The sequence below is a fragment of the Streptomyces sp. RP5T genome (assembly GCF_003933965.1).
Classification (GTDB): domain Bacteria; phylum Actinomycetota; class Actinomycetes; order Streptomycetales; family Streptomycetaceae; genus Streptomyces.
The window spans coordinates 1-4,794 of sequence record NZ_RSAJ01000617.1 but is presented as its reverse complement, the minus strand read 5'-3'; the positions used below and the strand labels follow the sequence as shown (position 1 = coordinate 4,794).

The 4,794-nt window shown below is 71.2% G+C and carries 6 protein-coding genes; 3 read left to right on the top strand and 3 right to left on the bottom strand.

Annotation, left to right across the window (positions count from 1 at the left end; all coding sequences use genetic code 11):
- Nucleotides 1–97: 97 nt before the first annotated feature.
- Nucleotides 98–358, bottom strand: a complete 261-nt coding sequence (locus tag EHS43_RS37695; RefSeq protein WP_125195123.1) for a hypothetical protein — start codon at nucleotides 356–358, stop codon at nucleotides 98–100.
- A gap of 173 nt (nucleotides 359–531) precedes the next feature.
- On the opposite strand from EHS43_RS37695, the gene EHS43_RS37690 reads away from it, so the two are divergent.
- The 3 genes from EHS43_RS37690 to EHS43_RS37680 all read left to right on the top strand — a co-directional run bounded on the left by EHS43_RS37690 (nucleotide 532) and on the right by EHS43_RS37680 (nucleotide 3,461).
- Nucleotides 532–1,887 (top strand): aspartate aminotransferase family protein, encoded by a 1,356-nt coding sequence (locus EHS43_RS37690; RefSeq protein WP_125195122.1) that lies wholly within the window; start codon nucleotides 532–534, stop codon nucleotides 1,885–1,887.
- A gap of 92 nt (nucleotides 1,888–1,979) precedes the next feature.
- Nucleotides 1,980–2,681, top strand: a complete 702-nt coding sequence (locus EHS43_RS37685; RefSeq protein WP_125195121.1) for a GntR family transcriptional regulator — start codon at nucleotides 1,980–1,982, stop codon at nucleotides 2,679–2,681.
- Nucleotides 2,682–2,810: 129 nt separating this feature from the next.
- Nucleotides 2,811–3,461, top strand: coding sequence for a hypothetical protein (locus tag EHS43_RS37680; protein WP_053849031.1), 651 nt, complete (start codon nucleotides 2,811–2,813; stop codon nucleotides 3,459–3,461).
- 3 nt (nucleotides 3,462–3,464) lie between these two features.
- Here the strand turns inward: EHS43_RS37680 and EHS43_RS37675 are convergent, their stop codons facing one another.
- Nucleotides 3,465–3,758 (bottom strand): hypothetical protein, encoded by a 294-nt coding sequence (locus tag EHS43_RS37675; protein WP_125195120.1) that lies wholly within the window; start codon nucleotides 3,756–3,758, stop codon nucleotides 3,465–3,467.
- A gap of 94 nt (nucleotides 3,759–3,852) precedes the next feature.
- Complete coding sequence (locus EHS43_RS37670) at nucleotides 3,853–4,728, bottom strand: sigma-70 family RNA polymerase sigma factor (RefSeq protein WP_125195119.1); 876 nt, start codon at nucleotides 4,726–4,728, stop codon at nucleotides 3,853–3,855.
- Between the last annotated feature and the right edge of the window lie 66 nt (nucleotides 4,729–4,794).

The following is a 4,794-nucleotide window of genomic DNA, read 5'->3' as shown; positions in this document are numbered from 1 at the left end:
CGTACGAGCGGCCCCGGCGGGCCGGCGGACGGAAGTTCGCCGGAGGTTCAACCGCCGTACGCGGCAAGGGCGTTCAGAGCTTCAGGGCCTTGGGGCTTCAGGGTGAGGCGGGGACCGTCGGCGGCGCCGCGCCGGGGCCCTCGTCGTCCAGCACGGCGTAGACGGAACCACCGGCGCCCAGGGCCACCACGAGCGCGACCGCGAGCAGCGCCAGCGTGACGGCCCGGCTGCGCTCCCCCGCCCCCGGACCGGCCTCCGACGGGTACGGCGTGATGTAGGTACCGAGTGCCGGACGCTCCCGGGCGTGCCCCCGCCCCTCGCCGTCCACCGGACCGGCGGAACCGTGTTCCTCCCTCACAGGCCCTCCCCCGGAGACCACCTGGAACCGAGCATCGAGCAGAAGGCCGCATCGGACAAGCGGCCGGGCGACATCAGGGGCACGCCGGAATGGACACAGTGTCGTCTCCTGCCGCCGTCCGCAGACAGGACGCCGATACCGTTTCCGCATCGCGGACATTTACGCTCGCTCGCATGACCCCTCAGCCACACCCCGAGGTCGGCGTCGCCGTGAAGGCCGCGGACCGTGCCCATGTGTTCCACTCCTGGTCCGCGCAGGAGCTCATCGACCCGCTCGCCGTCGCCGGTGCGGAGGGCTCGTACTTCTGGGACTACGACGGGAACCGCTACCTCGACTTCACCAGCGGGCTCGTCTACACCAACATCGGGTACCAGCACCCGAAGGTCGTCGCCGCGATACAGGAGCAGGCCGCGACGATGACGACCTTCGCGCCCGCCTTCGCGATCGAGGCGCGCTCGGAGGCGGCCCGGCTGATCGCCGAGCGGACGCCCGGGGACCTGGACAAGATCTTCTTCACCAACGGCGGAGCGGACGCCGTCGAGCACGCCGTGCGGATGGCCCGGCTGCACACCGGGCGGCCCAAGGTGCTGTCGGCGTACCGGTCGTACCACGGCGGTACGCAGCAGGCCGTCAACCTCACCGGCGACCCGCGCCGCTGGGCCTCCGACAGCGCCTCCGCCGGGGTCGTGCACTTCTGGGCGCCGTTCCTGTACCGGTCCCGCTTCTACGCCGAGACCGAGGAGCAGGAGGCCGCGCGGGCGCTGGAGCACCTGGAGACGACCATCGCCTTCGAGGGGCCGGCCACCGTCGCCGCGATCGTCCTGGAGACCATCCCCGGCACCGCCGGGATCATGGTCCCGCCGCCCGGCTACCTGGCCGGGGTCCGCGAGATCTGCGACAAGTACGGGATCGTGTTCGTCCTGGACGAGGTCATGGCCGGGTTCGGGCGCACCGGTGAGTGGTTCGCCGCCGACCTGTCCGGCGTCACGCCCGACCTCATGACCTTCGCCAAGGGCGTCAACAGCGGATACGTCCCGCTCGGCGGGGTCGCCATCTCCGGAGCCGTCGCCGAGACCTTCGGCAAGCGGCCCTACCCCGGCGGGCTCACCTACTCCGGGCACCCGCTCGCCTGCGCCGCCGCCGTCGCGACCCTCAACGTCATGGCGGAGGAGGGCGTCGTCGACAACGCGAAGCACCTCGGCACGACCGTCCTGGAACCGGCCCTGCGGGACCTCGCCGAACGGCACCCGAGCGTCGGCGAGGTGCGGGGCGTGGGCATGTTCTGGGCCCTGGAGCTCGTGAAGAACAAGGAGACCCGCGAGCCGCTCGTGCCCTACAACGCGGCCGGTGAGGCGAACGCCCCGATGGCCGCCTTCGCCGCCGCCGCGAAGAAGCAGGGCCTGTGGCCGTTCGTCAACATGAACCGGACGCATGTCGTGCCGCCGTGCAACGTCAGCGAGGCCGAACTCAAGGAAGGCCTCGCGGCGCTGGACACCGCGCTCGGGGTGGCGGACGAGTACACGGAGTAAACCTCCGGCGTCGTCGAACGCGTAAGGTGGCGTGCCCGTAGACATATGTACGAGCACGCCATCTGCACCTGCGCGAGGGAGGCGCCCCGACGATGCCCGGCAGCAGCGGCAACGGCGCCGTCACCCGCAGTACCCTGCGGCAGCAGATCGCGGACGCACTGCGCGACGAGGTACTGGCCGGGCGGCTGCAACCGGGGCAGGAGTTCACGGTGAAGGAGATCGCCGAGCAGTACGGCGTCTCCGCGACCCCGGTCCGCGAGGCCCTCGTGGACCTGTCCGCGCAGGGGCTCCTGGAGGCCGACCAGCACCGCGGCTTCCATGTCCACGAGTACTCCCTCGCCGACTTCCGCAGCATGACCGAGGCCCGCAGCCTCGTCACGGACGGTATGTTCCAGGCGCTCGACGCCGGCCACCGCATCCTCCAGGAGCTGGACGAGCCCCGTACCGCCGCGGCCGTGGCGGGCGTACGGCGGCGCGGCGAGGAGGCCCAGCGGGCCGCCACCGCGGGCGACCTGACCGTACTCATCGGCTACGACCTGCGCTTCTGGCGCGAGCTGAGCGTGCTGTTCGGCAACCCCTATCTCGCCGACTTCCTGCACCGGCTGCGCGTGCAGACCTGGGTGTGCACGGTCCAGCACCTGCGCCGGCTCACCGACCTGCGCGGCAGGCTGTGGTCCGGGCACCCGGAGGTCGCCGACGCCCTGTACGAGCGGGACACCCGGACCGCCCGTGAGCTCCTCGCCGCCTACAACGGCCACTATCTGACCCTCGTCGAGGGCCTCACCGCCGACTGAGCGGCTCCGGCACGGGTAAGGGACGAGCACAACGCGCACAAGGGGCCCCGGCCGGGCGTCCCAGCGACTACCCTTCCTGACCACCGTGTGATGATGTCCGCGCACCGCGAGTATCCGAGGAGCTGTCTTTTGGCCTGTGACCTGTGGCTGGTCCCGCTCGTCGACGTGTTGTGCCACACCCCCGACAACCCGTTCGCCGAGGAACTCGCGCAATACAACAAGGTGCTCGCCGAGGCGGGGCTGCCGCCGGTGCCGGTGTACCAGTACATGCCGGGGCTGTCCGGCGAGGTCGCGCCGGTGGCCGGTTTCGACTACGACGCCCTGCACTTCCTGCGCCGCGCCTATCTGCTGCAGGTCTGCGGACTCCCGGTCACCCCCGTGGACGAACTGGGCGGGGACTACGAGCAGTTGCTGGAGATGTTCGAGACGACGGCCCAGCAGTCCCATCTGGTCTGGCACTACGACCACGCGGGCGCGTACGTCCCCGTCGATTTCCCGCACCCTCTCGCCAACGACGAACTCCTCGCGGGCGGCGGCCCCTTGGGTTCCTCTCAGGCCCTGCTGCGGGAGCTGGAGTTCGTGGCCCCGGTGATCGGCATCGACCCGGCCAACCCGCCGGCGCCGCCCGAGCCGCCGCGTGCTCCCACGGAGCTGGAGGAGCCGGCCGTCCCCGCGCCGTACGACCCCAGTCCCTTCGCCCGCGAGCGCCATGTCTGGCTGGGACTGCACGCGGCGGCGACCAGGAGCCTCGCCCAGGGCTCGATGATCATCTTCAGCTGAGGGTCAACGCCCCAGCTGGGACAGGCCCTTCTGCACGTCGTCGTAGTTCATCACCGGGGTGAAGCTGACCTTGGCCCCCAGGTTCATGAAGAACGGCTCACTGATCACCGGCATCAGTGAGCTGTCCTGCATGTCGAAGACCATGTAGGCGGTGCGCTGACCGTTCTCGCCGGTGAAGTAGGCCGCCTCCGGCTTGATCTGTTCCATCGACGCCTCGATCAGCTTCGGCAGGGTGCCGTTGCTGATGGCCTCGTTCGCCTTCTCGGTGTCCATGGACACCTTGAGCAGTACGCGCATCGCACTCACCTTCTCCGGATCCGCGCATGGAGATGCACTTCTCCAGAATAGGCCTGGATGCGGCATTCCTCCCTGCCAGGGCTGGTCGGGGTCCCTACCCCTGCACGACGGCCAGTTCCAGCTCCCGCAGCCGCTCCGGTTCCGCTACGACATCGATCTCCGTGACGAGACCGCCGTCGAACGCGAACCGGAGCAGCACGCGCAGTCGGCCCTCCTCCAGCATGGCCATGCCGATCTCGCCGTCGACGAGGACGAGGGCGGCGGAGCGGGCACGGCCCAGGGAGGCCATCGCGCCCTCGGCCACCGGACGGGCACCCCGGACGAGGACGGGCTCGGGGGTCGGTACGACGGCCCGGTCGGCACGCAGGACCACGTCCGGGTGGAGCAGGGCGAGCAGGGCGTCGAAGTCACCGCCGCGGGTGGCGGCGAGGTAGGCGCGCACGACCCGGTGCCGCCGCGAGGCGTCCCCGGCGGGCACGGGGGCCCCCTTGACCCGTCGGCGGGCCCGGCTGGCCAACTGCCGGGTGGCCACCGGGGTCCTGTCGATCAGCGGGGCGATCTCGTCGAACGGCACCTGGAACATGTCGTGCAGCACGAACGCGAGCCGCTCGGCGGGCGCGAGCGTGTCGAGGACGATCAGCAGGGCCAGCCCCACGGAGTCGGCGAGCAACGCCTCCTCCTCGGGGTCCGTGACCCGGGTCGCGGACGCCGGGAGCAGGTCGGCCGACAGTTCCTCCTCGCGGCGCGTCCCGCGCGCCCGCAGCAGGTTGAGGCAGACCCGGGCGACGACCGTGGTCAGCCATCCGCCCGGGTTCTCCACCGCGGACGTGTCCGCGCGGTCGATGCGCAGCCAGGCGTCCTGGAGGGCGTCGTCGGCCTCGGCGACCGAGCCCAGCATGCGGTGGGCGAGGGCCCTCAGCCGCGGCCGGTGCTCCTCGAACCGCGCGGCCACCCAGTCCCGTTCGGACATGACGTCCACCCCTCCCCCGGCTCCCCGTGAAACCTCCGAGGCACCCTAGAGCGTGCAGCGTGCGTG